The 25871-nt window shown below is 73.3% G+C and carries 29 protein-coding genes; 12 read left to right on the forward strand and 17 right to left on the reverse strand.

Going from position 1 to position 25871, the window contains the following annotated elements:
* Positions 1-3: 3 nt before the first annotated feature.
* Both pucL and uraH read right to left on the reverse strand, forming a co-directional pair.
* Entirely contained in the window at positions 4-1038 is a 1035-nt protein-coding gene (gene pucL, locus RBL05_RS08045; protein WP_308739947.1) for a factor-independent urate hydroxylase, read from the reverse strand.
* 1 nt (position 1039) lies between these two features.
* On the reverse strand, positions 1040-1360 hold the full coding sequence (gene uraH, locus RBL05_RS08050; RefSeq protein WP_308741109.1) for a hydroxyisourate hydrolase: 321 nt from the start codon (positions 1358-1360) through the stop codon (positions 1040-1042).
* A gap of 267 nt (positions 1361-1627) precedes the next feature.
* Here uraH and RBL05_RS08055 point away from each other — a divergent pair, with 267 nt between their 5' ends.
* Positions 1628-2722 (forward strand): ABC transporter substrate-binding protein, encoded by a 1095-nt coding sequence (locus RBL05_RS08055; protein ID WP_308739946.1) that lies wholly within the window; start codon positions 1628-1630, stop codon positions 2720-2722.
* A 173-nt stretch (positions 2723-2895) separates the two neighbouring features.
* Here RBL05_RS08055 and RBL05_RS08060 read toward each other — a convergent pair whose 3' ends face one another.
* The 6 genes from RBL05_RS08060 to RBL05_RS08085 all read right to left on the reverse strand — a co-directional run bounded on the left by RBL05_RS08060 (position 2896) and on the right by RBL05_RS08085 (position 9866).
* A complete protein-coding gene (locus tag RBL05_RS08060) occupies positions 2896-3798 on the reverse strand; it encodes a MurR/RpiR family transcriptional regulator (protein ID WP_308739945.1) in 903 nt (300 codons plus the stop codon).
* Positions 3795-5111: an allantoate amidohydrolase gene (locus tag RBL05_RS08065; RefSeq protein ID WP_318604276.1), complete on the reverse strand. Its 1317-nt coding sequence runs from the start codon at positions 5109-5111 to the stop codon at positions 3795-3797. The genes RBL05_RS08060 and RBL05_RS08065 overlap by 4 nt, the downstream gene beginning before the upstream one ends.
* Positions 5108-6376 (reverse strand): pyridoxal-phosphate-dependent aminotransferase family protein, encoded by a 1269-nt coding sequence (locus RBL05_RS08070; protein ID WP_308739943.1) that lies wholly within the window; start codon positions 6374-6376, stop codon positions 5108-5110. Before RBL05_RS08070 ends, RBL05_RS08065 begins: the two co-directional genes overlap by 4 nt.
* A gap of 132 nt (positions 6377-6508) precedes the next feature.
* A complete protein-coding gene (locus RBL05_RS08075; protein WP_308739942.1) occupies positions 6509-7006 on the reverse strand; it encodes a 2-oxo-4-hydroxy-4-carboxy-5-ureidoimidazoline decarboxylase in 498 nt (165 codons plus the stop codon).
* Entirely contained in the window at positions 7003-8778 is a 1776-nt protein-coding gene (locus tag RBL05_RS08080; protein ID WP_308739941.1) for an AtzH-like domain-containing protein, read from the reverse strand. The genes RBL05_RS08075 and RBL05_RS08080 overlap by 4 nt, the downstream gene beginning before the upstream one ends.
* The gene (locus RBL05_RS08085; RefSeq protein WP_308739940.1) at positions 8775-9866 is read right to left on the reverse strand and encodes an acetamidase/formamidase family protein; all 1092 of its coding nucleotides are present in this window, start codon (positions 9864-9866) and stop codon (positions 8775-8777) included. The genes RBL05_RS08080 and RBL05_RS08085 overlap by 4 nt, the downstream gene beginning before the upstream one ends.
* Before the next feature lie 99 nt (positions 9867-9965).
* On the opposite strand from RBL05_RS08085, the gene RBL05_RS08090 reads away from it, so the two are divergent.
* Positions 9966-10709: a DUF1275 family protein gene (locus tag RBL05_RS08090; RefSeq protein ID WP_308739939.1), complete on the forward strand. Its 744-nt coding sequence runs from the start codon at positions 9966-9968 to the stop codon at positions 10707-10709.
* 35 nt (positions 10710-10744) lie between these two features.
* Here RBL05_RS08090 and RBL05_RS08095 read toward each other — a convergent pair whose 3' ends face one another.
* The 3 genes from RBL05_RS08095 to RBL05_RS08105 all read right to left on the reverse strand — a co-directional run bounded on the left by RBL05_RS08095 (position 10745) and on the right by RBL05_RS08105 (position 13341).
* Complete coding sequence (locus RBL05_RS08095; RefSeq protein WP_308739938.1) at positions 10745-11419, reverse strand: NTP transferase domain-containing protein; 675 nt, start codon at positions 11417-11419, stop codon at positions 10745-10747.
* A gap of 11 nt (positions 11420-11430) precedes the next feature.
* The gene (locus RBL05_RS08100) at positions 11431-12120 is read right to left on the reverse strand and encodes a winged helix-turn-helix domain-containing protein (RefSeq protein WP_412523791.1); all 690 of its coding nucleotides are present in this window, start codon (positions 12118-12120) and stop codon (positions 11431-11433) included.
* 456 nt (positions 12121-12576) lie between these two features.
* Positions 12577-13341: an SDR family NAD(P)-dependent oxidoreductase gene (locus tag RBL05_RS08105; RefSeq protein ID WP_308739936.1), complete on the reverse strand. Its 765-nt coding sequence runs from the start codon at positions 13339-13341 to the stop codon at positions 12577-12579.
* Positions 13342-13491: 150 nt separating this feature from the next.
* Here RBL05_RS08105 and RBL05_RS08110 point away from each other — a divergent pair, with 150 nt between their 5' ends.
* Together RBL05_RS08110 and RBL05_RS08115 are read left to right on the forward strand one after the other, a co-directional pair.
* Positions 13492-14280, forward strand: a complete 789-nt coding sequence (locus RBL05_RS08110; RefSeq protein WP_308739935.1) for an SDR family oxidoreductase — start codon at positions 13492-13494, stop codon at positions 14278-14280.
* Complete coding sequence (locus RBL05_RS08115) at positions 14277-14966, forward strand: FadR/GntR family transcriptional regulator (RefSeq protein ID WP_308739934.1); 690 nt, start codon at positions 14277-14279, stop codon at positions 14964-14966. The genes RBL05_RS08110 and RBL05_RS08115 overlap by 4 nt, the downstream gene beginning before the upstream one ends.
* On the opposite strand, the gene RBL05_RS08120 is transcribed toward RBL05_RS08115, so the two are convergent.
* Positions 14938-15063 carry a hypothetical protein gene (locus RBL05_RS08120; RefSeq protein ID WP_308739933.1) on the reverse strand — a complete coding sequence of 42 codons (126 nt, stop codon included), beginning with the start codon at positions 15061-15063 and terminating at the stop codon, positions 14938-14940. The two genes, RBL05_RS08115 and RBL05_RS08120, sit on opposite strands and share 29 nt — an antisense overlap.
* Before the next feature lie 227 nt (positions 15064-15290).
* Here RBL05_RS08120 and RBL05_RS08125 point away from each other — a divergent pair, with 227 nt between their 5' ends.
* The 6 genes from RBL05_RS08125 to RBL05_RS08150 all read left to right on the forward strand — a co-directional run bounded on the left by RBL05_RS08125 (position 15291) and on the right by RBL05_RS08150 (position 19531).
* Positions 15291-15959, forward strand: a complete 669-nt coding sequence (locus tag RBL05_RS08125; protein ID WP_308739932.1) for a DUF4282 domain-containing protein — start codon at positions 15291-15293, stop codon at positions 15957-15959.
* 104 nt (positions 15960-16063) lie between these two features.
* Positions 16064-16735 carry an RNA polymerase sigma factor gene (locus RBL05_RS08130; RefSeq protein ID WP_318604278.1) on the forward strand — a complete coding sequence of 224 codons (672 nt, stop codon included), beginning with the start codon at positions 16064-16066 and terminating at the stop codon, positions 16733-16735.
* Complete coding sequence (locus RBL05_RS08135) at positions 16732-17163, forward strand: protein kinase domain-containing protein (protein WP_308739930.1); 432 nt, start codon at positions 16732-16734, stop codon at positions 17161-17163. The genes RBL05_RS08130 and RBL05_RS08135 overlap by 4 nt, the downstream gene beginning before the upstream one ends.
* A 56-nt stretch (positions 17164-17219) precedes the next feature.
* Positions 17220-18092: a hypothetical protein gene (locus RBL05_RS08140; RefSeq protein WP_308739929.1), complete on the forward strand. Its 873-nt coding sequence runs from the start codon at positions 17220-17222 to the stop codon at positions 18090-18092.
* A 114-nt stretch (positions 18093-18206) separates the two neighbouring features.
* Positions 18207-18893: a hypothetical protein gene (locus RBL05_RS08145; RefSeq protein ID WP_308739928.1), complete on the forward strand. Its 687-nt coding sequence runs from the start codon at positions 18207-18209 to the stop codon at positions 18891-18893.
* Positions 18894-18895: 2 nt separating this feature from the next.
* Positions 18896-19531, forward strand: coding sequence for an OmpA family protein (locus RBL05_RS08150; RefSeq protein WP_308739927.1), 636 nt, complete (start codon positions 18896-18898; stop codon positions 19529-19531).
* 95 nt (positions 19532-19626) lie between these two features.
* Here RBL05_RS08150 and RBL05_RS08155 read toward each other — a convergent pair whose 3' ends face one another.
* The 4 genes from RBL05_RS08155 to RBL05_RS08170 all read right to left on the reverse strand — a co-directional run bounded on the left by RBL05_RS08155 (position 19627) and on the right by RBL05_RS08170 (position 22425).
* Positions 19627-19857 (reverse strand): sulfurtransferase TusA family protein, encoded by a 231-nt coding sequence (locus RBL05_RS08155; RefSeq protein WP_010552177.1) that lies wholly within the window; start codon positions 19855-19857, stop codon positions 19627-19629.
* 71 nt (positions 19858-19928) lie between these two features.
* Positions 19929-21011: a YeeE/YedE family protein gene (locus RBL05_RS08160; RefSeq protein ID WP_308739926.1), complete on the reverse strand. Its 1083-nt coding sequence runs from the start codon at positions 21009-21011 to the stop codon at positions 19929-19931.
* A 79-nt stretch (positions 21012-21090) separates the two neighbouring features.
* Positions 21091-21414 (reverse strand): hypothetical protein, encoded by a 324-nt coding sequence (locus RBL05_RS08165; RefSeq protein ID WP_308739925.1) that lies wholly within the window; start codon positions 21412-21414, stop codon positions 21091-21093.
* A gap of 120 nt (positions 21415-21534) precedes the next feature.
* On the reverse strand, positions 21535-22425 hold the full coding sequence (locus RBL05_RS08170; protein ID WP_308739924.1) for a TolB family protein: 891 nt from the start codon (positions 22423-22425) through the stop codon (positions 21535-21537).
* Between the two features lie 142 nt (positions 22426-22567).
* On the opposite strand from RBL05_RS08170, the gene RBL05_RS08175 reads away from it, so the two are divergent.
* On the forward strand, positions 22568-23818 hold the full coding sequence (locus tag RBL05_RS08175; RefSeq protein WP_318604283.1) for an MFS transporter: 1251 nt from the start codon (positions 22568-22570) through the stop codon (positions 23816-23818).
* A 100-nt stretch (positions 23819-23918) separates the two neighbouring features.
* Positions 23919-25205: an IS30 family transposase gene (locus RBL05_RS08180; RefSeq protein WP_318604284.1), complete on the forward strand. Its 1287-nt coding sequence runs from the start codon at positions 23919-23921 to the stop codon at positions 25203-25205.
* A 194-nt stretch (positions 25206-25399) separates the two neighbouring features.
* Here RBL05_RS08180 and RBL05_RS08185 read toward each other — a convergent pair whose 3' ends face one another.
* Positions 25400-25681 (reverse strand): DUF2277 domain-containing protein, encoded by a 282-nt coding sequence (locus RBL05_RS08185; RefSeq protein WP_259880407.1) that lies wholly within the window; start codon positions 25679-25681, stop codon positions 25400-25402.
* Between the last annotated feature and the right edge of the window lie 190 nt (positions 25682-25871).

Below are 25871 nucleotides of genomic sequence, written 5' to 3' on the forward strand. Positions count from 1 at the left end.
GCCTCAGCAGAATCCGCCGAGCCACTCCCAGGCGGCCGGCTGGTCGGGCTCGCCGGGGCGGGTGACCGCGGCCTGCATGAGGCCGTAGGGGCGGTCCCCGGCGAGGAACACCTCGTTGTCGTTGCCGAGCTCGAAGGGGCTGAGGTCCACGAGGTAGTGGTGCTTGTTGGGCATGACCATGCGAATCTCGGCCAGCTCCGGACGGGCGGCGAGCACGGCCTCGCCGATCGCGAAGAGGGTCTGCTGCAGGGACAGGGAGTGCGTGGTCGCGAAGGTCTCCAGGAGCACCGCGCGCACCGCCGCGAAGGTCTCGTCCGGGTCGACGCCGGAGGTCCCGTCGGCCGTGATGGGCTCACGGAAGCGCCAGCGGGCGGTGACCTCGGTGGCGAGGATGCGGTCGGTGGTCTCGGGCAGGGTCGTGTACCGGTCCCGCGGGAAGCCGTGGAACTCGCTGCCGGTCGACTTCAGGACCACGAGGTCCTTGATCCCGCCGATCACGTGGGCGGCGCCGTCCTGGACGGTGACGGCGGCGGTGCGGACCTCGGGGCCGGTGCGCACGAAGGAGTGGTCGTGCCCCTCACCTGCGGCGGTGATGCGCTCCCAGCCGAACTGCTCGGCCTCCCAGCGCCCGCCGGTCAGCCACGTGCCCTCGGCCATGAAGTGGTCGGCCAGACGCAGCAGGAACCGCTCAGGACCGGCGACGCCGTACTGCTTCGCGAAGGCGTAGACGGTGTTCTTCTGCGTATCGGTGGCGATGACGCGCGCGTTGTCGCCGGTGCGGTAGCAGTCCTCGAAGTCGCCGCGCAGCATCGAGGTGACGTTCAGGTCCGTCAGCGCATGGCGCGGGGTGGAGCGGTCCACGTGGACGAGCCGCACCTCGGCCTTGCCGTACTGGTTCCGGCCCAGCACGGAGGTGGGGGCGGAGTCGGCGGGCGCGGAGCCCACGGGGGCGCACGACGGGGCGGGGGTCTGACCGGCGGGGGTCTGCGGGGCGGGGGTCTGACCGGCGGGGGTCTGCGGGGTGGTGGTCTCGAGCATGTCAGCTGCCTCGGTAGGTGGAGTGGGCGAAGGGGCTCAACAGGAGCGGCACATGGGCGTGGCCCTCGTCGAGGGAGAAGGCCACCTCGACCTCGGGGAAGAACGTGACCTGGCGGCGTTCGGCGTAGTAGGCGCCGGTCGCGAAGCGGAGGCGGTAGGTGCCCGGCACGAGCGCGATCGGGCCGAGGTCGTGCACGCGCCCGTCGGCGTCGGTGACCCCGGTCGCGACCTCGGAGCCGCCTGCATCCAGGAGAGTCACGGCGACGCCGACGGCGGGCCGGCCGGTGCCGGTGTCGAGCACGTGGGTGGTGACGTGGCTGATGACGGCGTCCTTCCTCCGACGGTCGGCGGGTCCCGCGCGCCGCCTGCGACAGGCTGCGCGGCCGGGTCCCGCCCTGGTTCCTCCACGCTAGGAATCGGGTGCGGCCGGACCGTTTCTCCCGTGTAAAACATGTGTTTCGCGGGTCTGCTCTGCAGATGTAACCGCCGTGAAACAGGCCCAGGCACCCGCTGAAACACACGATCCCTAGCGTCGGACTCGCCGCCACTGCCCCGAGGCGCTGCACCCCTTGAGAAGAAGGCGAACGCCATGAAGACCCCTCGCACCTCTGCCTCCGCCCCGACCCGACGCGTCCTGATCGGCACGTCCCTCGCCGCGCTCGGCGCCCTGTCGCTGGCCGCCTGCGGCGGGGCCGACGCCGAGTCCGCCTCCGGCGGCTCCTCCGACGGCGGGGAGGCCGCGGCCGACTACGGCACGCTCGACATCAACCTCTCGTGGATCAAGAACGCGGAGTTCGCCGGCGAGTACATGGCCATCGACCGCGGCTACTTCGAGGAGGCCGGGTTCTCCGAGGTGAACCTCATCGCCGGCGGCCCGTCCGGCACCTCGAGCGAGACGATGGTCCTCTCGGGCTCGGCGATCATGGGCACCACCTCGCCGCTCGGCGTGGCGCCGCTGATCCAGGACGAGGAGGCGCCGCTGAAGATCATCGGCACCACCTACCAGAAGAACCCCTTCACGATCATCTCCCTCGGCGACGCCGCCCCGATCGCCACCCCGGCGGACCTCGTCGGCAAGAGGATCGGCGTGCAGACCGGCGTGAACGAGACCCTGTTCGACGGGTTCCTCTCAGCCAACGGCATCGACGCGGCCGAGCTGGAGAAGGTGCCGGTGCAGTACGACCCGCAGCCGCTCCTGAACGGCGAGGTCGACGGGTTCTTCGGCTACCTCACCAACGAGGCGCTGACCCTGGAGCTCGCCGGCGAGGACGTGGTGAACCTGCCGCTGGCGGACAACGGCCTGCCGTTCATGGCCGAGAGCATCGTGGTCACCCAGGAGTCCATCGAGACCCAGCGCGACCTGCTGAAGGCGGCGCTGGTGGCGCTCATCCGCGGCTGGAAGGACGCGATCGCCGAGCCCGAGGAGGGCGCGCGCCTCGCGGTCGAGGACTACGGCCAGGACCTGGGCCTGGACATGGAGAAGGAGATCCGCCAGGCCGAGGAGCAGGTGGCGCTGGTCAGCACCGACGAGACCGACGCGAACGGTCCGCTGACCATGTCCGACGAGCTCATGCAGCAGAACGTGGACGCGCTGGTCGCGGCCGGCTACGACCTCGCTGTGGAGGACTACTTCGACACCAGCCTGCTCGAGGAGGTCTACGCGGAGAACCCCGACCTGATCTGACCCGGGGGAACCGAGGAAGGGGCGAGCCTGCGGGCTCGCCCCTTCTGCTGTGCGGGGTCGATGTGCTGAGTGTGCTGTGCTGTGCGCGCTGCGCTCTGTGCGGTGTGCGGTGTGCGGTGTGCGGTGTGCGGTGAGGCTGTGTGCGGCGAGGCTGTGTGCGGTGAGCGCTGGGCTCAGCTGTCCTCGAGCTCGCCAAGAAGGTCGTAGGCGGCGGTGATCCGGCTGATGCGGCGCACCCCGTCGGCGCCGCGCCGGTTCAGCACGCCGTTGGCGAGCAGGGACACCAGCGCCGTGGCGGTGGAGTAGCTGTCGAAGGCGCCGTCGGAGTCGATGGGGCATTCGAGCCAGCGGTCGGCCGCGGCGGCGTAGGGGCGGGCGGTGCCGTCCCCGACCAGCAGGCAGCGCGCGGGCGATCGCGCGATCGCGTCGGCGAGGGCGGGGAAGGTCGTCGGCCGACGGCGGAAGCCGATCAGCACCACCGCGTCCTCGTCGGTGAGCCCGGCGAGCTCCTCCCCCACCGCCTGGCCGGGCTGAGGGGCGAGACGCACCTCGTCGCGGGCCTGGATGAGCTGCTGGTGCAGGTGCAGGGCGACGGGGTAGCTGTTGCGCAGACCCACCACGAGGATCCGCCGGGCGCCGGTGAGCAGGGCGGTCGCCTCCTCGAGCGCCCCGCCGGAGAGGACGGTGAGCAGCCGGTCGTGGTTCTCCCGCTCGGCGCGGACATGCGCCTCGAGGCTCGGCCTGAGGCCCGGCACGCCGGTGCGGGTCGGTGCCGCGAGCGGTGTCCCGGCGCGGCGCATGGCGCGGGTGTGCTCCTTGACCTCGCGGAAGTCGGCGAAGTCGAGCTTGCGGAACAGGCGGCTGACGGTCGCCTTGGACACCCCGGTCTCGCGGGAGATGTCCGCGGCGCTGAACACGGCGAGGTCGCCGAGGTGCTCGAGCAGGAAGTCACAGATCCGTCGCTCCTGCGGGGTGAGCTCGGCATACTTCGCGTCGATGCGGGCGTCGATGCGCACCTCGCGGCGCGGCATCTCGCTCAGGCCGGCCGACGGGAGCACGCGGATCGCGGCGTTCATCGGATCCCCGCGGCGGCGAGGGTCGCGGCCTCGAAGGCGTCGAGCGCTGCGGCGACGTCCTCGGTGGTCACGGATTCGTCGGGGTGGTGGCTGATCCCGTCGGCGCAGCGGACGAAGAGCATGCCGATGTCGGTGAGGGCCCCCATGGCCATCGCGTCGTGTCCGGCGCGGGAGAACAGCTCGAGCGGCGCATCATCGCCTCCGGCACCATCGCCGCCAGCACCATCGCCGACCGAGCGGATCCCGGTGCGGACGGCGTCCATGAGGTGCGGTGCGCAGCGCACGGCGGGGGCCTCGTGGATCTGCTCGACCTCGAGGGTGAGGCCGCGCTCGGTGCAGAAGCCGCGGATCGTCCCGAGGGTCTCCTCGAGCACCGCGTCGCGCAGCTCGTCGGTCTCGGCGCGCAGATCCAGGGACATCTCCACGCATCCCGGCACCACGTTCACGCCGCCCGGGTAGGCCTGCAGCCGGCCGACGGTGGCGATCGCGCCGCGCTCGCGGGCGATCTGCTCGATGTCGAGGACGGCGCGGCTCGCCCCGATGAGGGCGTCGCGTCGGCGATCGTAGGGGGTGCCGCCGGCGTGGCGGGCCTCGCCGAGAACGGTGAGGGTGAAGCGTCGGGCACCGGCGATCGAGGTGACGACGCCCAGGGGCCGGTCCGCGGCCTCGAGGTAGGGGCCCTGTTCGATGTGGACCTCGAGGTAGCCGGCGACCTCCTCGGGGCCGAGGGCCGCGTCGTCGATGCGGGCGGGGTCGAGGCCGAAGCGGGTGAACGCCTCGGCCATGGTGATCCCGTCCTCGTCCTCGAGGGCGAACCAGTCCTGCTCCCAGGTGCCGGCGAGCGCGCGGCTGCCCAGCAGCGTCGCGCCGAAGCGGGTGCCCTCCTCGTCGGCGAAGGCGACGACCTCGAGGGCGACGGGGAGCTCGCTCGCGCGGTCCTTCAGCCTCGCGACGGTCTCGATGGCGAGGAGCACCCCGAGGATCCCGTCGTAGCGGCCGGCGTCGGGGACGGTGTCGAGGTGGGAGGCGAGGACCAGGGCGGGCAGGCCCGGGCGGGAGCCTTCGAGGCGTCCGCGCTGGTTCCCGGCGGCGTCCTGCCAGGTGCGCATCCCGGCGGCGGTCATGAGCTCGGCGGCGACTGCGTTGTGGCGAGCGTGCTCGGGGGTGAGGTAGGTGCGCTCGATGCCGTCCTCGAGGGCGGAGATCGCGGCGAGCCGGTCGCAGTCGGCCATGATGCGCGCGGCCGCCTCGAGGGTCGCGGCGGAGAGCGCGGGGGTGGTGGGGCTCGCAGGGGTGGTGGCGTCGGCGGTCATCGCGCGGCCCCCGCGACGGCTGCGGCAGCCCCGTCGGCCGCACCCTCCCTCGCGCCCTCGTAGTGCTCGCGGGCCGCGCCGACGCCGCCACCGGCGACGACGTCCGCCCCGCCCGCGCGGAGCACCTGCTCCAGCGCCGCGAGGGTGAGGAGCACGGCGTCGCGGCGGGCGTTGTAGCCCATGGTGCCGATCCGCCAGACCTTCCCGTGCAGGGGTCCGAAGCTGGTGCCGATCTCGATGCCGTAGTCCTCCAGCATCGCGGCGCGGGCGGCGTCGGCGTCGATGCCGTCCGGGATCTCGACGGCGAGGACGTTGTGCATGCGGTGGGCATGGTCGCCGAAGAGGGTGAGTCCCAGGCCCTCGATGCCGGCGGCCATGGCGGCGCCGTGGAGGCGGTGGCGGGCGACGGCGGCGTCCATCCCCTCCTCGACCAGCAGGCTCGCGCACTCGCGGGCGGCGTAGAGCATGCTCGTCGCCTCGGTGTGGTGGTTCAGGCGCTGCTCGCCCCAGTAGTCCAGGATCATCGCGAGGTCGAAGTAGTTCGAGCGGATGCGGGTGCCGCGCCCGGCGGTGCCGTCGGCGATCCCGGCCTCGACGTGGCGTCGCGCCCCGATCACCTCGACCGCGCGATCGGAGAGGGTCAGCGGTGAGCTGCCGGAGGGGCCGGCGAGGCACTTCTGCAGGCCCGCGGTCGCGGCGTCGATCCCCCACTCGTCGACCAGCAGGTCGTTCCCGCCGAGGGAGGCGGTCGCGTCGGTGTACAGCAGCGCGCCGTGCCTGGCGGCGATCGCACCGAGCTCGTCGAGGGGCTGGTTCATGGTGGTGGAGGTGTCGCCCTGGACGACGGCGAGGAGCTTCGGGCGGACCGTGCGGACCGCGTCCTCGATGGCGGAGGCGGGGAAGACCTGCCCCCATTCGGTCTCGAGCGTGTGGACCTCGGCGCCGCAGCGCTCGGCGATCTCGACCAGGAGGTGGCCGAAACGGCCGAAGATCGGGACCAGGACCTTGTCGCCGGGTTCGAGGAGGGAGACGAGCACGGCCTCGATGCCGGCGCGGGAGGTGGCGTCCACCAGGAGCGTCGCCTCGTTGCGGGTGCGGAACACCTCGCGGAAGAGGCCCTGGGTCTCGGTCATCAGCGTCGTCATCGCGGGGTCGAACTGGCCCAGCAGCGAGGCGGACATGGCCCGCAGCACGCGGGGGTCGGCGCTGATGGGGCCGGGGCCCATCAGCAGCCGCGGCGGCGGGGCGATCTGCGAGGTGCGCATCAAGGAGGTTCCGTTCTGGGGACGTGCAAGCAGTGCTGGGACGTTCATCGGTTCTGGTCCCAGTGAATGCAACAGACGTTTCAGGGGTGTTTCCGTCGCGGATCGAGGACGGGAAGCCTGCGAGGTGGCGGGTCAGTCCGCGAGCAGGGCCTCGAGGCGGCGCAGGGCGATCTGGCGCAGCTGCTCGGCGCGCTCCTTCTGCTCATCCTGTTCGTCGAGGAGCAGGCGCCGCTCGAGCTCGGCGAGCATCTCGGCCTGGGTGCGGCCGGCGGCGCGGATGAGGAACACGGTCCCGAAACGCTCCTCGTAGCGGGCGTTCGCGCGCGCCCACTCCCCCGGGTCCTCCACCCCCGCCTGCTCGGCGGCGGAGTGCGCGGTCTCCGCAGCCCCCAGGCCCTTCGCCTTCTCCCCGATGCGGGGATGGTGGGCGAGCGCCCCGTGGACCTCATCGGGGGTCCAGCGTCGGGCGCGGTCCGAGGCCTCGGCGAGCATCGACTCGGCGCAGGGGTAGGGGCGGGCGGCGATGAGATGGCGCACCCAGGACTCGATCGGGGCGCAGGCGCGCAGCTGCTCGGCGAGCGCGGCGGGCGGTGCGGTGTTCAGGCGCTGGAGGGCGGGCGGGGTGCTCATGCGGGGATCTTCCTCGGCGCAGTGCCGATGGTGGGTGCGGCGTCCGTGGTGGCGGCCGTGCCCGGCGCGGGGCCGAGGGGAGGGGCGGTGTCCTCCTCGAGCCGGGTGGCGAGGTCGATGAGGGCGAGGTCGCTGCCGGGCGGGCCCACGAGGGTCACGGCCGTCGGCAGACCGCTCGCGGTCACGAGCGGCACCGCCACCGCCGGCAGACCGGCCAGGCCCGCCAGGCACGTCAGCCGCATGGTCCGTGCGCGCTGGGCCTCGATCGCGGGGCCGCCCGCGGCCGCGTCCCGCACGAGCGGCGCGATGGACGAGGCTGCGGGGACCACGAGCACCCCCTCGCCGAGGCGGCGTCGGATCTGGCCGACGGCGCGGGTGCGGGCCTGCTGCGCGTCGGCGGCCTCGTCGGCCGTGACCTGGGCAGCCGCGTCGAAGCGGGCACCGACGTCGGGCGCGAGCTCGCTGCGGTGCGCGCTCACCCACTCGCCGTGGGCGGCCCAGGCCTCGCGGGCCTGGAGGAGGCGGAAGGTCTCGGCGAAGCCGGTGAGCTCGTCGGCGTCAAGCGGGTCCGCCTCCTCGATCTCGATCGCGGTGCGCCAGCGCGCGAGGGCGGTGTCGAGGGCGTCTGCGACCTCCGGGTTCAGCAGCGTCTCGAGCCCGGGGACGGTGCGCAGCGCGGGCTCCTCGAGCCCTTCCTGCACCTCGGGCAGGAGCACGGCGGCGGCGCGGGCGAGGAGGTCCGGCGTGCGGGTGAGCAGGCCGACCGTGTCGAAGCTCGGCGCGAGGGGCAGCACCCCGTCGCACGGCACGGCGCCGTGGGTGGGGCGCAGCGCCCACAGTCCCTGGTAGGCGGCGGGGACCCGGAGGGAGCCGCCGGTGTCGGTGCCGAGCCCGATGCTCGCGTGCCCCAGCGACACGGCCGACGCGGGGCCGGAGGTGGAGCCGCCGCTGATCCGGTGCGGGGCGCGGGGGTTCGGCGGGGTGCCGTAGTGGGTGTTGGTGCCGGCGAGGCTGTAGGCGAGCTCGTCGGTCGCGGCGATGCCGGTGATCTCGGCGCCCGCGTCCAGCAGCAGCTCCACCGCGTCGGCGTGACGGGGCTCGGGGAGGGCGCCCGCGAGCAGGGCGGGGCTGCCGCCGCCGATCCTCTGCCCGGCCACCGCGATCACGTCCTTGACCGCGATCCTCTCCCCGGTGAGGGGGCCCGGTGCCTCGTCGGCCGATCCCCCGCCGGCGCTGAGAGAGGCCGGGACGAGCGGGGCGCCGAGGACCCGCCAGATCCGGCGGTCCATCGCGGGCGGGGCCACGGCGACGTGGGCGACGGCGACCTTCCAGCCGTCCTCGCCGCGCCGCCACACCTGGGTCTGCTGGCCGCGGCCGCCGCGCAGCAGCTCGGTGATCGCGACGACCGCCGCGTGGTCCTCGCCGAGCGCCCGCACCTCGACCTCGACGATGCGGCGCTTCGGGGCGCCGCCGCGCCCGCCGCGGAAGGTGCTGATCGCGTCGTGTCCGCGCAGCAGCCCCGCCGCGTCGCCGCGCAGGGTGTCCGGGCCGGGGGCGAACAGGGCGTCGAGCGCCGGGAGGTCGTCGGCCATGAGCGCGCGCTCGTACTCCCAGAACGCCTCGAGCAGCCCGGGGATCTCGGGGCCGTTCGCGACGGGACGGGCGCGGTCCGCGAGGACGTCGGCAGCAGAGACGGAGCCCGGCGATTCGGAGCCCTGCGAGACAGCTCCCGAAGGGATCGTGATCTGCGCCTCGGCGCTGGTGGTGCTCATGGGCGGACCTCCGCGAAGTCGGCCGTGCGGATGCGGGCGTGGACGCCCTTGACGACGTCGACGACCTGCGAGATGTCGAAGTCGGTGGCGGCGCTGAGGTAGGCGAGCGCATGCTCGGGATCCAGGCCCCAGCGGGCCTGGAGCAGCGCGATCGCGTGGCGCACGCAGTCCTTCACGGCGAGGTCGAGATCCTCGTCCATTCCGGTGGGGATGAGGTACTCGGTGGTCTCGGCGAGGGGACCGGCCACCTCGCCGAACTGCGCGATCGCGTCCTCGCGGGCGATCACGTCGAACCGGAGCCGGCTGCGCAGGCTCGCCTCCATCGCGGTCAGCGCCACCTCCCCGTCGCCCTGGGCGAAGTGCGGGTCACCGACGCAGGCGAGGGCGCCCTCGACCTGGACGGGCAGGTAGAGGGAGGTCCCGGCGGTGAGGAGGTTGATGTCGATGTTGCCGCCGTGTCGGCCGGGCGGCACCGAGTGGGGGCGCTCCGTGCCGGGCACGGCCACACCCATGATCCCGAGGAACGGGCGCAGCGGGAAGCGGAGCGTCCGCTCGGCGCCGGCGCGCGGGGCCATGGTGCCGACGGGCCCGTTCGGAGTGTGCTCGACCCCGGCGAAGACGCTGACGGTGCCGGGACCGGCCGGGTACTCACCGGGCAGGGCGCCGCGGCCGTGGCGGTTGGAGACCACGCCGTAGGGCACACGCATCTCGTGCTCGAGGATCGTCATCTTCAGCAGGTCGCCGGGGCGGGCACCGGCGACGTGGATCGGGCCGGTGACCACATGGGGACCGTCCGTCGCCCGGTCGCGACCGGAATGGCCCGCGGCGAGCGCGATCGCGTCGGGCAGCACTTGCTCAGGCTCGACGCCGTGGGCGCCGAAGAAGGCGCGCGGGTCCCGGCCCTGGTCCTCGAGGATCCCCTCGTGGCTGAGGGTGTCGATGACCGCCTCATCGCCGGGCTCGAGGCGCAGCACAGGGGCGTCGGCCGCGCAGGGCAGTCGGCCCCACAGGCTCGTCCCCTCCTCCACGGGGAGGTGGGCGACTCCGGCCGGCACCTTCTCGCCCGCTCGCAGGATGTCCGTCAGCATGGTCCTCCTCAGCTCACGATCCACGCTAGGGGCGGGGTTTTACGTCCTTGTTACACGGCCGTGCCGCCCGGGTTTCAGGAGGTCCGTAGCCTCCCGGCCATGACCGGAACCCCTGCCGCCGACACCGCCTCCGCCACCGCCACCGCGAGCGACCCTGCCGCCCCTAAGACGAGCGCCGCGCCCGCGGCCGACCTGCGCCCGCGGCACCTGCGCTCCATGCTCGGCCTCACCTTCGCCACCGGCATCGTCGACGCGGTCGGCTACCTGGGGCTGGACCGGGTGTTCACCGCGAACATGACCGGCAACGTCGTCATCCTCGGCATGGCGCTGACCGGCGCGGACGACCTGCCCGTGGTCGGCCCGGTGCTGGCGCTGGCAGGCTTCGTGCTCGGTGCGATCCTCGCCGGCCGCGCCCTCGGCGGGCGCAGCGGCGCCTGGACCGGCGCGACCACCGCCCTGCTCTGCGCGGTCGCGGCCGTGGTGATCGCCGCCGGCGCGATGCTGCTTGTGTGGGAGGGCGCCCCGCACACGGCGCTGCTCGGCGTGACCGGAGCGCTGGGCCTGGCGATGGGGGCGCAGGCCGCGACCGCCCGCGCCCTCGCCGTGAAGGACGTGACGACCGTGGTCATCACCTCCACCATCACGGGCCTGGCGATGGACTCGCGACTGGCCGGCGGGACCGGGGCGCTGTGGCCGCGCCGACTGCTCGCGGTGCTGCTCATGCTCACCGGCGCCGCCGTCGGCGCGCTGCTGCTGCAGGTGCACGCGGGGGCGGGGCTGCTGCTCGCCGGGGCGCTCTGCGCGGCGGTCGCGCTGGTCGGCCACGCGCGCGCCCGGGGGTGAGGGCGCGGCCGACGGGGCCGGCCGGCGCTCGCGGGTCAGCGGCGGGCGAGGCGGGAGAGGTCGGCGACGGTGTCGAGGTCGCCGCCGTCGTCGAGGGCCCCGCAGTCCACCAGGTCCACGCGCTCCCGATTGCGGTGCAGCCAGTCGCGGGCGCCGCGATCGCCATGGGCCTCCGCGGCGGCGGCGCGAGCGTCGGCCGCCTCGAGCAGCACGGGGTGGCGGCGCAGGAGCCGACCGTCGGGCCCCGGGTAGGAGGCGGCGGTCGCACGGCCGGGCCGGTGCGCGCCGAGCACCCGGCGCACCAGCGCGGGGCTCAGCCCCACGTGGTCGACCAGGGCGAGCATGAGGTGCGGGGCATCGGCCGCCGCGACCCCGACCCGCAGGGAGACGGCCATGCCGGTGCGCCACAGAGGGCTCTCGGCGACCCGCGCCCCGGCCTCGCGCGCGACCGCGCCGACCTCGTCGGCGTAGGCGCCGGTGACGACCAGGACGTCCCGGCAGCCGCCCGCGAGCAGGCGCCGGGTCAGCACCGCGACCAGGGGCTCCCCGCCGAGCGGCAGCAGCGCCTTCGGGCCGCGGCCCAGGCGCCGCCCCTCCCCCGCGGCGAGGAGGACTGCTGTCGTGTCGGGCAGGACTGCGGTCTCCGGCAGAACCGCGGTCTCGGGCAGGGTGAGGTGCGCCGGCGACGGTGACGGGTCGGGCTGGGTCATGACGGGGTTCCTCAGGCGCTCTGCAGCTCCGGGACCGCCTCGGAGACGACGAGGTCGAAGCGGTAGCCGACGTTGCGGACCGTGTGGATCGCGGACTCGATGCCGGCGCCGAGCTTGGCGCGCAGGCGCCGCACGTGCACGTCCACGGTGCGGGTTCCGCCGAAGTAGTCGTAGCCCCACACCTCCTGCAGCAGCTGGGCGCGGGTGAACACGCGGCCCGGGTGCTGGGCGAGGTACTTCAGCAGCTCGAACTCCTTGAAGGTCAGCTCCAGCGCCTGCCCGTGCAGGGTCGCGGTGTACCTGGACTCGTCGATCACGAGACCGCCCGCGGTGATCAGATCCGGGCCGAGGTCCGGTGCGGGGGCGAAGCGCAGCGCGAGACGGAGGCGGGCGTCGACCTCCGCGGGGCCGGAGGTGGGCAGGAGGTAGTCCGCGGCGCCCCAGTCCGGGTTCGCGGCGGCCAGTCCGTTCTCGGCCATGATCAGCACCAGCGGCAGGTGCAGGCGCGCCGCCTCGAGGCGGGCGGCCATGTGCGGGGCCCAGGTGAGGTCCGAGGTCGCATCGAACACCGCGACGTCGCACTCGGGGGCGCGGCGCAGCTCGGCGAGGTCCGCGCCGCTGTAGTGCACGGTGTGCGGGAGGATCGCCAGCGCCCCCAGGGCGGGGCGGCGCAGGGCGAGGGGTGCCGGGGAGATGTGCAGGACGCGGAGCGTGGAGTGCAGGGTTCGGCTCACCGGGGGACCACCTTCTTGATCTGGCCGGGATGCTGGGCGGAACGCATCTCGTGGTCCCCCCACCTCACCGCAACACTTGTTTCACGCCTGTGCCAGAGAGGCGTCGTGATCGAAACGAGACCATTGCGTCCAGGGCACGGGACTGGGGCTGGGGTGGGCGGCCCGACGGCGCGGGACAGATGCAAGGACCCCTCGAGCACTCCGCCGCGTCCACCTCCTCGATCATCCGGGCCCTACCCCCGGTTCGTGGACACGGGGGTCGCGGTGAAGGACTCCGCCATCGGCGCCGAGGCGCGGTCCCGGCAACGAGACGGCCACCGCACACAGCCGATTCCGTTCTCGGCGCGCCGGCCCGCTCTGGAGTCCCCTACGTCGCCGATGAGCTCCGCAGGCACATCCCCCTCAGGTGACGCGCCGCACCCCTCACCGCCCGTGCGCCACCGCCGGGATCTGCGTGGCGAGCTTCCCGCCGGAGACGTCCACGAGGGTCCCGGTGATGTACGCGGCCTGGTCGCTGGCGAGGAAGATCAGCAGGTCGGCGACGTCGTCGGGGCTCTCCCAGCGGCGCAGCGAGAGGGTGTCCAGCAGGCGATCCTGCCGCTCGGCGGGCAGCTCGGCGAAGCCGTTCATGGAGGTGGGGACCATGCCGGGGGCGTAGGCGTTGACGGTGATGTCGTGGGGGCCGAGCTCGGAGGCGAGCACGCGGGTCAGCTGCACCACGGCGGCCTTCGAGGCGGCGTAGGCGGCGCTGCCCACGCTCGGCACGATCGCGGCGAACGAGGCGGCGTTGAGGATCCGCCCACGCCCGACCCTCTGCATGTGCGGGGCCACTTCCCGGCACATGAGGAAGGTGCCGCCGGTGTTCACGTCGAAGCACTTCTGCCAGGTCGCCCAGTCGGTCTCGACCACGGTCGAGTCCGCGACGATCCCGGCGTTGTTCACGAGCACGTCGATCGTGCCGTGGCGCTCTACGACGGCCTCGACCGCGCGGTGCACGGAGTCGGGGTCGGCGACGTCGCAGACCACCTGGTCCACGGTCGGCGCACCCTCCGCCACCTCGTCCGGGAAGGCGAGGTCGAGCGCGACCACGCGCGAGCCCTCCTCGGCGAAGCGTGCGGCGATGGCCGCGCCGATCCCGCGCGCCGCCCCGGTCACCACGACCACCCTGTCCCGCAGATCCAGCTCCATCGCCCTGTCCTCTCCTGCGGCTCCCGTGCCGCGCTCGGTGTGCGGCCCGTCGGCCGCGCTCAATAGTCATACTATTGGGTGACGACGGCCCGTGGGGCCACGAGATCGCCGCGGAGAACCGGACGGCGAGGACGCCCGAGGAGGAGCGAGATGACGACGGACGGGACGACGGCGAGCGGACGAGGCGCGCAGGACGAGCCGCCGCGCGGCGCGAGCACGGCCGGCCCTCGCACGGTGTGGATCACCGGCGCGGGCAGCGGCATGGGGCGCGCGACGGCGCTGCGGGCGGCGCGCTCGGGCTGGACGGTCGCGCTGAGCGGCCGGCGCCGCGAGGTGCTCGAGCAGCTCGCGGCCGAGATCCGCGAGGAAGGCGGCAGCGTGCTGGTCGCACCGCTGGACGTCCAGGACCGGAAGGCCGTGCGGAGCACCGCCGAGCGGATCGCCGAACGCCTCGGCGGGATCGACGCACTCGTGCTCGCCGCCGGCCTGAACGCGCCGAAGCGGCGCTGGGACGATCAGGACCTGACGGAGTTCGACGCGATCGTCGCCACGAACCTCACCGCGGTCGCGAGCACCGTCGACGCCGCCCTCCCCCACCTGCGCGAGCGCGGCGGGCAGGTCGTGGTGATCTCCTCCTATGCGGGCTGGTCCTTCCAGCCCGGTGCGGGGGTCGCCTACTCGGCGAGCAAGACGGCGCTCGGCTCCCTGGTGCGCACGCTGAACCAGCAGGAGGCCGCGCACGGGGTGCGGGCGTGTCATCTGTGCCCGGGCGATGTCGCCACCGACTTCCTCGACCAGCGCCCCTCCGTGCCCGACGCCGGGGCCCGCGCCCGGATGCTCACCGCGGAGGACATCGCCCGCACCGCCTGCTTCGTGCTCGACTCCCCCGCGCACGTGCGCATCGACGAGCTGGTCGTCTCCCCCGTCTCCCAGGCATGACCGCCGGCGCGAGCGCCTTCGAGCAGGCGCTGGACCAGCTCGGCGCCGCGATCGTCGGCGGCGAGCTGGAGGCCGGCGCCGCGGACACGATCGAGGGGTTCATCGCCCGCACCGGCGCCTCCCGCAGCGTGGTCCGCGAGGTCACGCGAGTGCTCGGAGGACTCGGGATGCTGAGCGCCGGCCGACGGGTCGGCCTGCGCATCCTCCCGATCGACGAGTGGGACCTGCTGGATCCACGGGTGATCCGCTGGCGCCTCGAGGGCCCGGACCACGCGCGGCAGCACGCGGAGCTGCGCTCCCTGCGCCACGCTGTCGAGCCCGCGGCGGCAGCGGCCGCGGCCCGCGAGGTCCGCGACCGGCGCGGGAGCACCCGCGCGCTCGATACCGCCGCGGAGTCGATGCTCGAGGCGGCCGAAGGCCCCGAGTCCGGCGCCTTCCTCGCCGCCGACCGGGCCTTCCACGCCGAGGTCCTCGCCCTCTCCGGCAACGCGATGCTGGGCCGGCTGCGGGCCGTGATCGAGGAGGGCCTGCGCCACCGCGCGACGGTCGAGCGGGGCGAGCAGGCCCCTGACCGGCACGACCTCGGACTGCATCAGGAGGTCGCCGCGGCGATCGGCGCCGGCGACGAGGCGCGTGCCGCGGCGCGGATGCGGGAGATCATCGAGCGGGCGACGGCGGCACGCTGAGCAGTCCGGCGACGGAGCTGACCGCGGCGGAGCCTGCGGTCTCGGAGCTGAGCAGCTGCTGCAGGGCGCGGCCGAGCGGCGGAACCCGGTCGGTCATGATCTCCATGGTGCGGTGGGCCCGCCGAGCTTCGCATCCGCACGCGATGCCATTGGGAGGGGGCCGCGGGCGTCCTCCGGTCGGAGCGCCAGGGCCGACTCCGCTCCGCAGACACCTCCCCATCGCCGTCGCCCGCGGGCTACGGTGAGCGTCGGGGTGGGAACGGCGGCGCGGGGGCGCCGACGACCTCCTCCTCGTCCATCAGATCTCGCAGAAGGAGTCGCACCATGTCGCAGCCGCCCGAGGGAAGCAACCCGCTCGACCCGCAGCACGGACAGGGCTCCTCGCCCGAGCCGACGAGCAGCGGATACGGCGCCCAGGACCCCGCCGCCGCGAGCAGCGGTGCCGGGCAGGATCCCTACGGCGCCTCGTCGTCGGACCCCTACGGCCAGCAGTCCGCCGCCGCGTCCGGCCAGCAGGACGCCTGGGGAGCACAGAGCGCGCCGTCGGCCCCGCAGCCGTCCGCCCAGGACCAGGCCTGGGGCTCCGCGCAGAGCCCCGCGGCCGCGCCCTACCCCGCCACCGGCGGCGGCGCCTCCGGGGACGGCCGCTTCGGCGAGGCAGGCTTCTTCAAGGCGCTGTTCGACTTCAAGTTCGAGCACTTCATCACCGTGAAGTTCTCGTCGTTCCTCTACGTCATCGCGTTCGTCGTCGCGGCGCTGATGTGGCTGAGCAACATCGTCAGCGGGATCGTGTTCGGATTCGCCTGGGGAAGCATGAACAGCTACTTCGGCGAGCCGAGCTTCAGCCCGGTCCCGCTGATCCTCTCGATCCTGTTCGGCTGGATCCCCTCGGTGATCGCGCTGATCGCGATGCGCCTCGGGCTCGAGTTCGCGGTCGCGACCGTGCGCACGGCCCAGAACACCGGCCGCATCGCGGAGTCCTCGCAGCGCTGAGCGCGCTCCGGGCTCGTCCGGCCCGGACCGGCCCAGTCCTCGCACTGTCCAGGACGGGGCGTCCGCCGCTCGGCGGGCGCCCCGTTCGCGATAGGCTCGCGAGCATGGGGACGGAGTGGGGACCGCCGCCGGGGACGACGGCGCGACACGGCGATGAGCTGGCACGACATCTGCAGGCAGGGCGCCTGGACGCCGCTCGCCGCTCGGCCGACGAGCTGCTCGCGGCCGACGGCCAGGACGAAGCGCTCGCTCTCCTCGCCGAGCACGCCGGATCGAGCCCCGCCGCGCTCGAGCTCTTCGTCGAGGTGCTCGACGGCACCGGCGTGGTGCGCCGCTTCGCCGGGGCCGCGCTGCTGGATCCCGGGGCGGTCGAGGACGTCGCCCAGGACTCGCTGATCTCGATCGCGGAGTCGATCCACCGCTTCGACGGCCGCTCCAAGGTCACCACCTGGGCGCACTCCATCGTCCGACGCCGCGTCGCGGACCATCTGCGCCGCCTGCGGGCCACGGTCGAGCTCGAGGAGCAGCACCGGCCCGCCGAGCGGATGAGCTCGATGATCGCCGAGCGAATCAGCGTGCGGCAGGTGCTCGCGGATCTCCCGGACCTCTACCGCGTCCCCCTCGAGCTGCGCGACCTCGAGCAGCTGCCCTACGCGCAGATCGCCGCGCAGCTGGACCGCGCCGAGGGCACCGTGAAGTCGCAGGTCAGCCGCGGCCGGGCGATGCTCGCCGGTCGGCTGGGCGCGGGCGATCCCGTGCCCGGGGCTCCCGCGTGACGGCGCTCGGCGAGCGCTACCGCCTGGGCGGGGTGATCGGCGCGGGCTCCTTCGCGACCGTGCACCGGGCGCGGGACGAGCGGCTGGACGCGGACGTCGCGGTGAAGGTGCTCGCGGAGAACCACAGCCTGAACCCGGAGATCCGCGAGCGGTTCATCGCCGAGGGCCGCAGCCTGCGCCGGGTCGGCGGGCGCCACCTCGTCTCCGTCCACGACATCGACCAGAACGAGCGTCAGCAGCCCTACCTGGTGCTCGAGCTCGCCGACCGCGGCTCCCTGCGCCGCCGGGTCGAGGAGCTGCGCGCGGGCGGCTGGCGCGCCACCGCCGCCGACGTGCTCGCCGTGGCGAGGCCCCTCGCCGCGGCGGTCGCCGCCGTGCACCGCGCCGGCTCGTCCACCGCGACCTCAGCCCCGGGAACCTGCTGCTGACCAGCACCAGCGGCGAGGCGGCGCGCGCCGTCGGCATCGAGTCCTCGCCCTCGGCCGTGGTGCGCGCCGACGAGCGGCTCCTCGTCGCCGACCTCGGGATGTGCAAGGACCTCGCCCGCAGCTCGGGCCTGACCGTCGCGGCGGGCACCGACGGGTTCCGCCCGCCGGAGCAGTCGAGGCCCGGCACCGTCGACATCCGCGCCGACATCTGGGCGATGTCCGCGCTGCTGCGCTGGCTGATCGACGACGCCGAGATGCCGGAGGCGCTGCAGGACGTCCTCGCCCGGGGCCTCTCCGAGGATCCCGGTGCGCGCCAGGCTGAGGCGACGGAGTGGATCGCCGAGGTCGAGGAGTCGCTGGCTCCTCCCCCGCCCGCGCAACCGGCGGGCGGCACCGCTCCCGAAGCAGTCGGCGGCTCGGCCGAGAACGGCCCGGCCGGCGCCGCCGACGGCTCGCCGGGAGCCGATGGCGATTCGGAGGCCCGCTCCAGCGGGGCCGACGGGACCACCACGCACACGACGGCCTCTCAGGCCACGCACGACCCCGACGGCTCCCGCGCGAACACTCCCACCCGCAGCCCGCGCCGCCGCGCCCTCCTCGTCGCGCTGCCGGTGCTCGCGCTCGGCGTCGGCCTCGGGGCAGGGAGCCTGCTCGGGCTGGACGCGTCCGCCCCGTCGGCCGCCGTCGACTCCTCCCTCGCGATCGCCGGGCCGGACGAGATCCGCGTGGGCGAGCAGGCGGTGTTCACCGCCGAGGTGCAGGGCGTCGACTCGTGGGTGTGGACGCTGCCCACCGGCGAGCACCTCGTCGACGAGCAGCAGGCGACGCTGACCGCCTCGGGGCCGGGACGCGCCGAGCTGGTGCTGCGCGCCCGCACCCCGGAGGGGCAGGAGCTCGAGGCACAGCGCGTGGTGAGGGTCCACGCGTGACCGCTCGAAGAATTGGTCGAGATCCGATGCAACCGATCCGCTCCGGCCGACGACATACACCGTGAGAGAACATCCCCGGCGGCCGCGCAGCGGCCCGAGAGAAGGAGTCCGACCATGACCGCTCACCGCATCCGTCCCACCACCCGGCGCGGAGCCCTCCTGGCCCTCGCCTCGCTCGGCACGTTCTCGCTCGCGGCCTGCTCCACCGGCGGCGACGCCGAGTTCGAGGAGTCCGGCGGGAACGGGGCCGGCGACGGCGGCTCCGACAGCGGCTCGGACGGCAAGGAGCAGCCGGCCGCCTCCGACGGCGGCGGCGAGGAGGACTCCGCGGGCGGTGCGGACGATGCGCAGGCGGCCTCCGCGGTCGATCCGGCCGACGCGATCGCCACGCTCGAGTACCCCATCGCCTCCGACGAGGTGGAGGGGACGATGACCGTGGGTCTGCACCATCTGCGCCGGCGCGGCGAGACCCTCGAGCTGCTGCTCACCTTCACCCCGGAGTTCACCGAGCCCGGCGCCTTCACGCTCTGGGACCTGCACGGCGGCGACCACTCCGTGGTGGCGCCGGCCCTCGTGGACCGTGCGAACCTCACCCGCTACGACATCCTGACCACCAACGGGGCCTATGACGGCCCGACGATGTGGAACAGCAAGCAGGCGGCGGTCGAGCTCGCCTCCGGCGACACCCAGGCGTACTGGGCGAACTTCGCCGCCCCGATCGACGACATCACCGCGATCGACGTCCTGATGGGCGCGGGCCCCTCCTTCGAGAACGTGCAGATCGAGGCCGAGGAGGGATGAGGATGCACCGCACGACTCCGCAGCCCGAGCCGTCCGCGGGCCGCGCCGCCGGCCGACGCGCCACGGCCGCCGCCTCGCTCGCGGCATCCGCCCTGCTGCTGGCCCTCGGCACGCCAGCGGCCCTCGCCGAGGGCGAGACGGAGGGCCCGCCCGAGCAGCCCTTCGAGATCACCGACGAGATCCTTCAGCGCTCGATCACGGTCTACGACCCGGCGAGGTCGATCACCGAGTACGACCCGTCCCGCTCGATCACCGAGCTCGGCGGCAGCGAGCAGACCGAGGACGAGGTGATCGTGCTCGAGGCCGACATCCTGTTCGCCTCCAATGCCTGGGACCTCTCCGGCGGGGCCGCGGCCCGCATCGTCGAGCTCGCCGCGGAGATCCCCGAGGGTGCGACCGTGCAGGTGGGCGGGCACACCGACTCGCTGCCGGTGGACCGCTCGACGTACGACTTCGACAACCAGCAGCTCTCGGAGAACCGGGCCCAGGCGGTCGCCGACGCGCTCGCGGCCGAGCGCCCCGATCTCACCCTCGAGGTCACCGGGCACGGCGACACGAAGCCGTCTGCCTCCGGAGGCGGGGGCGATGACGCCGGCAATGCGGCGGACCGCCGCGTCGAGCTGCGTTACGGCGACTGACCAGGTCGACAGCGGGACCGGCAAGAGTCGAACGGCCGACGGGCCCCGCCGCGAGTGCTCTCGCAGCGGGGCCCGTCGGCCCGTCGGCCGGGCTCTCAGGCGCCCTTGCGGACCGTGATCGTCCAGCCGGCCTCGCCGGTACGGTCGAAGGCGACGACCTCGTGGCCGTCCGTCGCCGCCCACTGGGGCAGGGAGTCGGTGGCCTGGGTGCAGTCGAAGTCGATGATCAGGTCATCGCCCGTGCTCAGCTGCTGCATCGCGTTCTTCGCGTCGATCAGCGGGAACGGGCAGACGGAGCCGTTGGTCTGGAGAGTGTAGGCGGCCATGGGAGCGGTCCTTCCGAAGGGGGGTCGGGGCAAGTTCTGGGTGCTGTTCGGTGAGCTGGTGAGCGGGGCGGTCAGGAGGCGGGGGTGAGCACCGGGGCGGGGCGGTTGGCCTCGGCGGCGCGCTGCGGGCGCTGCAGGAAGAACCAGGCCGCGCCCCAGGTGCCGAGCATGATCGCGACCAGCGAGACCCAGCCCTGGTAGCTGAACAGGCTGGTCTCCACCAGGGAGTTGCCGATGGTGCAGCCGCCGGCGAGCGCGGCACCGACGCCCATCGCGACGCCGCCGCCGGCGCTGCGCAGGATGGTCTGGGAGTCCGGGACGCGCCAGCGGAACTCGCCGGAGAGCTTCGCAGCGACGAAGGAGCCGACGAGGATGCCGAGCACGAGCATCACCGACCAGTCCACGAGGGTCACGTCGCCCGTGGTCAGGAAAGTGGCGATCTTGGCCGACGGGGTGGTGATGCCGAGCCCGCCGTTGCGGCCCGCGGCGGTGGAGAGCAGCCAGGCGGCGATCGCGATCAGGCCCAGCAGCACGCCGCCCACCCAGGGGCTCCAGGGGATGTCGGCGAGGTAGTGGCCGAGGCCGGTGCGCCGAGCCGGGAGCTTCACCGACGGGCGGCCGGAAGCGGCACGGACCTTGGCGGCGCGGTGCCGGCGCACGACGAGCACGGTGACGATCGCGCTGAACACGAGGGTGGGGACCCAGACGCTCACGCCGAGGGTCTCGTGGATCGTGGAGTCGGCGACGGTGCGGGCGCGGGCGGCCTCGGTGAAGCCGCCGAGCGGGCCGTACTTCATCACGGCCGCGAACAGGGCGTAGAAGATCAGCGCCACCCAGGAGCCGATGAGGCCCTCGCCGGCGCGGTAGTAGGTGCCGGTCGCGCAGCCGCCGGCCATGATGATGCCGATGCCGAAGATCAGTCCGCCGCCGATCACGGCGAGCGGCGCGAAGGAAGCGGGCTCCGCGGCGAGCATGCCCATGCCGGTCAGCGCGGCGACGCCGACGGCCTGGATCGCGATGGCCAGGAGGAAGGGGGTGAAGTAGCGAGTGGAGCGGCTGAGGTAGAGGTCGCGGAACGCGCCGGTCACGCAGAACCGGGAGCGCTGCAGGACGTAGCCGAGCACGGCGCCGAGGAGGAGGCCGGTGAGGATCATGCGCACCAGGCTAGCTAATGGGCGGCATAAGGGAAACCGTGGGCCTGGCGCGCAGCGGGGGCTCGGCGACCGTCGGACGTCAGCCGATGCGCCCGCCGTAGCCGCGCTGGGCAGCCTTGTCCTTCAGATCAGCGAAGACCTTGCCGAGGCCGGTGGGCTCGGGCTCGTCCTCCGAGGGCAGCTCGATGTACTCCACGATCGAGCGCATCGTCGCGACGTCGATGCTGGGCATCCCGCCTGCCAGGAGAGTGCCGATCCGCTCGCCGACCAGGGTCTCGAGCCTGTCGGCCGCGCCGGCCCCGCGCTTCTCGCGGGTCTCCTCGAGGCGCTCGCGCAGCATGCGCGCAGCGACGGGCGAGGCAGGGATCGGCTCGGGGTGTCCGGCGACGGTGATCTGTTCCATGGCGCTCCGCATCGGGTCGAGGGGCCGGGCGGCTGCGACCGGCTCCGAGCAGGGTACCGGGAGGCGCGGGGAGCGGCCCGGGGAGTCTGCAGAGCAGCGGTCGCAGCAGGCCGCGCCCTCTCAGTCGTGCAGCACGTCCACGGGGTAGTCCACATAGGCGATCGAGCGGCCGTCCGGGGACCAGCTGTGCACGTTCATCGTGCCCTGGCCGCCGAACACCTGGGCGAGGTCGCGGATCCCCGTCCCGTCCGCCGCGCACAGCCGCACGATCACGTCCCTGTCCGCGGGATGCCCCTCGGTGCCGGGCGGGAAGCTGACATAGGCGAGGCGGCTGGAGTCGGGCGAGACGTGCGGGAACCAGTTCACGCGCTCGTCGGAGGTGAGCTGCTCGATGCCGGTGCCGTCGGGGCGCATGCGGAACAGCTGGGCGTGGCCGGGGACGGTCCGCGCCCGCTCGGAGTTGAAGTAGATCCACCGCCCGTCGGGCGAGTACTCGGAGCCGTCGTCGCGGAACTCGTCGTCGGTGAGCGGCACGTCCTCGCCGCCTGCGGCAGGGATCGTGAAGACGTTCGGCGGGGGCCAGTTCCCCTCCGCGTCGGCGGTCCGCCCGATGTAGGCGAGGGTCGTGCCGTCGGGGCTGACGCCGTGGAGGAAGTGGAGGCGGCCGTCGTCGTTCGTGATCCGTCGGGGGGTGCCGCCGGCGAGCGGGGCCCGGTAGATGTGCCAGTCCATGCAGGAGACGAAGATGTGCTCCCCGTCGGGGTCCAAAACGTGGTCGTTGTTGAGCTCGGGGAGATCGCCGAGGTCGATCCGCTCCGGCACGGAGCCCGGGCCGACGGGGAGGCGGAAGAGGTGGCCGTCGCCGTTGACGTACAGCGAGGCGCCGTCCAGGGACCAGTTCGGGGCCTCGTAGAGGGTGACCGCGGACTCGTGGACGAGGGCCCGCTCGCCGCTGTCGACGTCGAGGGTCCAGATGCGGGAGCGTTGGCCGGGAGCGAGAGCGCGTGCCATGGAGGGATTCTGCCTGACCCCGTTCCATCCCTCACCCCGCCCTGGCCCCGGCCCCTCGCCCGCGTTTAGGATCGACGGGTCCCCCTCCGCTTCCAGCGTCGGCAGCGAGTCCCCGCCCCGTCCCGCCGCTGGAGGTCCCCCGATGACGCAGCCGCACGCTCCCCAGGCGCCGCTCTCCCCCGGACGTCTGCGCCTGGTGATCCTCGCGATGGCGCTCGGCGCCTTCGCGATCGGCACCACCGAGTTCGCCTCGATGGGGCTCCTGCCGCAGATCGCGCGGGACCTCGAGGTCTCGACCCCGCAGGCCGGGATGCTGATCACCCTGTACGCGCTCGGCGTGGTGATCGGCGCGCCGCTGGTGACGATCGCGGCGGTGAGGATGCCGCGCGCGAAGCTGCTGGTGCTGCTCATCGCGCTGATCGGACTGGGGAACCTGCTCTCCGCCATGGCGCCGAGCTTCTCGGTGCTGGCCGCCGCGCGCTTCGTCGCGGGCCTTCCCCACGGCGCGTTCTTCGGCGTCGCCTCGCTGGTCGCGGCGCGCCTGTCCCCGCCCGGACGACGCGCCCGCTCCGTCTCGCTGGTGATGCTGGGCCTGACGATCGCGACGATGCTGGGCGTGCCCGCCTCCACCGCCTTCGGGCAGGTCGTCGGCTGGCGCTCCGCCTACGTGATCGTCGTGGTCGTCGCCGCTCTCAGCACGATCGCGATCTGGCGCCTGGTGCCCGAGCCCGAGGGCGCCGGGGTCACCGGCTCGATCCGCGGCGAGCTGCGGGCGCTGCGCCGGGCGCAGGTGTGGTTCGCGCTCGGCATCGGCTCGATCGGCTTCGGCGGAATGTTCGCGGTGTACAGCTACATCGGCGAGATCGTGCCCGGCGTGATGGGCCTCGGCGAACGGGCGGTGCCGGTGGCGCTGTTCGTGTTCGGCGTCGGCATGACGATGGGCAACGTGCTCGCCGGCCGCGCCGCGGACCGCAGCCTCTACGGCACGATCTTCACCGGTCTGATCGGCATGACCGCGAGCCTCACGGTCTTCGCCCTCGTGGCCGGGAACGCGATCGCCGGGATGATCCTGCTGTTCGCCCTCGCGATCACCTCGCAGTTCATGGGCCCGTCCCTGCAGCTGTTCCTGCTGGACGCCTCTCCGGATGCGCCCTCGCTCGCCGCGGCCCTGCACCACTCGGCGCTGAACATCGGCAACTCCCTCGGCGCGGCACTCGGCGCGGCCGTGCTCGCCGCCGGCTGGGGCCTGCTCGCCCCGGCCTGGACGGGCGTGGCCCTCGCGATCGCCGGGCTCGGCATCGCCGGCTGGTCCTTCGCCGTCTACCGACGCCAGCAGGCGCGGGCCGCCGTCGAGGCACCGACGACGACCGACGGGGTCCCCGCGGTCTGCTGACACGGCACGGGCCGGGGAGACCGGGCTCCTGTCGTTGGCCATCCGTGCACATCGAGTGGCAGATCTCGACCGGCATCGGATAGGCCGCTTCAATGGGTGAGTGCGACTCCCGAGGAGGGAGTTGCCGATGTTGTCTGCGTCGTTTCGAGCGGAGGTCATCGAGACAGTCATAGCGGGGAAGCCGGCGATGGTCGCTGCGCGAGAAGCAGGTATGAGCTGTTCCCGGCTGAGGAAGTGGCTGCGGCAGGCTGGGGTGATGCTCAAACGCGGAATGCCCAGCAGTCACGCCTCGTCCTCGGTCATCCTCCCTCCGTCTGCGGAGAGTTTCGGCGCGGCATCGGGGCATGGGCGTAGGCTCCAGCTCGCTGACCGGGTGCTCATCGAGCTGGGCATCGTCCAGGGCCGCAGTTCTGGCGAGATCGCGTCTGGCCTGCGGGTGCATCGCTCGACCGTGTTCCGCGAGATCGCTCGTCACAGCCTGATCGCGGAGGACGGCCGGTGGGGCCATGACGATGCTCATTACAGTGCCGCGCTGGCACAGTTCTGGGCTGATCAGGCCCGGGCGCGTCCGAAGGCGTTCAAGCTCGAGACCCTGCCGTTGCTGCGCCGGGTGGTCGTGGCGCTGCTGGATCAGAAGCTGTCTCCGCAGCAGGTGAGCGTGCGTCTGCGGCGGTTGTTCCCGAACGATGAGGACATGCAGATCAGCCACGAGACCCTCTACCAGGCTCTTTACGTCCAGGGCGCGGGCGCGCTGCGTCACGAGCTGACGGTCGAGGGCGCGATCCGTTCCGGTCGCAAGGGCCGTATCCCGTCCTCGAAGCTGCCGGCCCGGAACAAGCGCCGCTGGCTGGACGGGCACCGGCTGGCCGATCGAGAGGAGAAGCTCGCGGCCGAGCACGCGGGCAGGAAGATTCCCGGCCACTGGGAGGGAGACCTGGTCGTGGGGCCGAACAACTCCGGGATCATCACGCTGGTCGAACGGGCCTCCCGGTTCACGCTCCTGGGACGACTGCCCGGGACTCGTGACTCCGCCACCGTGATCGACGTGCTCACCAGCATGGTCGAGGACCTGCCCGAGGCGGTGAAACGCTCGATCACCTGGGACCAGGGAACCGAGATGGCCCAGCACTCCCGGTTCACCGTGGCCACGGGCTGCCCGGTGTTCTTCTGCGATCCTCATTCGCCCTGGCAGCGTCCCACGAACGAGAACCTCAACGGCCAGCTCCGCTGGGAATACCCCAAGGGCACCGACTTCAACCACGTCACCGACGACGAACTCCGCACCGTTCAGGACATGCTCAACGCAAGACCCCGAGTGGTCCTCGACGGGGCTACTCCCAGTGAGACACTCGACGAACTGATCACCACAGTCGCACTCACCGACTGAACCGGCCATACCGATACCGGTCGAGATCCGCCACTGGATCTCCGGAGGCCCGCCCTGGTCTGGCCCGTCCTCAGCCGCTGGCCGGGACCGGCCTGCGCAAAGGGGACTCCCGCGGCACGGCGTGGAGCTGAGCTCCGCGGCGTGCCGCGGGAGTCCCTCTTCTGCAAACGCCGCCGAGTGCAGCCCCCCTCCGCTCAGGACGCGGCGGGCGTCCCGAACCGCTTCGCGCTGCGGGCCCGGGCTTTCTCCCGCTCGACCTCGCGGTCCTTCGGCGGGGCGGAGGTGACGAGGTCGGCGAGCAGGTGCTCGGTGGCGTGCGCGATCTCCGCGACGGCCCGCTCGAACACCTCGGCGTTGGCCTGCGAGGGCCTGGTCATCCCGCTGACCTTGCGCACGTACTGCAGCGCGGCGTCGTGCACCTCCTGCGAGGTGGCCTCGGGCTCGAAGTTGTGGAGGGGGCGGATGTTGCGGCACATGTCCTCAGGCTGGCACGCGGCGGGTGAGCCGTCGAGCTGTCTGCACGAGGGGGCGGAAGGTGGCAGGCGCTGTCGACGTGCGTCGCGGCGTGCCGCTGGACACCCGGTGGTGCCGGAGACCTGCTCGGACCGCCCGTCCGTGACACCGAGCCGCCCCTGCCGTCCGGATCCTGCGCGGGACGATCGACCG

The organism is Brachybacterium sp. GU-2, from assembly GCF_030866705.2.
Taxonomy (GTDB): domain Bacteria; phylum Actinomycetota; class Actinomycetes; order Actinomycetales; family Dermabacteraceae; genus Brachybacterium; species Brachybacterium conglomeratum.